At 35.0% G+C, this 861-nt stretch carries 1 protein-coding gene; it reads left to right on the top strand.

Annotated features, from left to right (window positions below; translation table 11 throughout):
* The first annotated feature begins 39 nt into the window (after window positions 1-39).
* Window positions 40-842 (top strand): IS5 family transposase gene (locus E4T71_RS08710; protein ID WP_135038939.1). Its coding sequence is split into 2 segments (ribosomal slippage): window positions 40-408 and window positions 411-842, totalling 801 coding nucleotides; the frame shifts between segments, so codons are not numbered across the junction.
* Window positions 843-861: the final 19 nt, after the last annotated feature.

Raw genomic sequence — 861 nt, 5'->3', positions numbered from 1 at the left:
TAGACTTCCTGCGAAACAAGGATATGATAAAATAGAAGCATGAATTATGAATCCAGTAAAAAACTTTCCGATTTACGCTTTAAACGCCTAGTTGGTGTTGAGAGAAGAACTTTTGACAAAATGCTAGAAATCTTGACAGTTGCTTATCAAGCCAAACACTCTAAAGGTGGTCGGACTCCCAAAATGAGTTTAGAAGATATCCTAATAGCTACTCTTCAATACCTACGTGAATATCGCACTTATGAACAAATTGCAGCTGATTTTGGTGTACATGAAAGCAACCTTATTCGTCGTAGTCATTGGGTTGAAGAAGTCTTAGTTCAAAGTGGTTTCACTATTGAAAAAGGAAAAGTAAAGGATACCGATACTATCATAGTTGATGCATCAGAAGTGAAAATTCAACGTCCCAAAAAAAACAAAAGTTAAACTACTCTGGAAAAAAGAAATTACATGTAGGTAAAGTCCAAGTAATCATAACTGGACAAGGGAAAATTCTTTTTATAGATGTTCAGCTAGATTACTGCCACGATATGAAGCTTTTTAGAAAGAGTAGACGGGATTTATCTAAAGCTAGGGAAATATTGGCAGATAGTGGCTATCAAGGACTTATGAAGCTCTATCCTCAAGCTAAAACTCCTATAAAATCCAGTAGGTACCATCCTTTAACAAAGGGAGATAAATCTTACAATCGAGACTTATCTTCACGGAGAATTAAGGTTGAGAATATTTTTGCAAAGTTCAAAGTGTTTAACATCTTTTCAACAACTTACCGCAATCGTAAGAAACGATTTGGTTTAAGAATGAACTTGATTGCTGGTATTATCAATTTTGAAAGGCTATAAACGTTTCGCAGGAAGTCTA

The sequence above is a fragment of the Streptococcus sp. WM07 genome (assembly GCF_004570525.1).
GTDB lineage: Bacteria > Bacillota > Bacilli > Lactobacillales > Streptococcaceae > Streptococcus.
Note: the sequence above shows the minus strand (reverse complement) of the source record. Positions and strands in the feature narration are given on the sequence as shown.